Annotated in this window: 1 pseudogene; it reads left to right on the forward strand. The window is 62.1% G+C overall.

Annotated elements, in window-relative coordinates:
• A pseudogene (locus EN807_RS33520) lies at positions 1–235 on the forward strand (nitrate reductase); the annotation flags it as partial.
• Positions 236–343 lie beyond the last annotated feature (108 nt).

The following is a 343-nucleotide window of genomic DNA, read 5'->3' on the forward strand; positions in this document are numbered from 1 at the left end:
GGCGCTCTACCGCGAAGACGGTGAGTTCCGCTTCCAAAGCGGCTGGCATGTCAACGCCTTCATCGCCGCCGGCATCGGCGCCATCTTCTCCTCGATCCTGCCCAACTTCACCAACTGGCTGCCGTCCTGGTGGGGCGTCTATGGCTGGTTCTTCGGTGTGGCGATCGCGGGCGCCGTCTACTACGTGCTGCGCACCATGGCGCTTGGCGCAGGGGCAAAGACGGCGAAGGCTTGAAATAAGGCAGTAGGCAGTAGGGCTTAGGCAATAGGCAATCCCCCTCCTCCCTACTCCCTACTGCCTACTGCCTACTGCCTACTGCCTACTGCCCAACCATCTCCGCCA

Source organism: Mesorhizobium sp. M5C.F.Ca.ET.164.01.1.1 (assembly GCF_004792125.1).
Lineage (GTDB): Bacteria > Pseudomonadota > Alphaproteobacteria > Rhizobiales > Rhizobiaceae > Mesorhizobium > Mesorhizobium wenxiniae.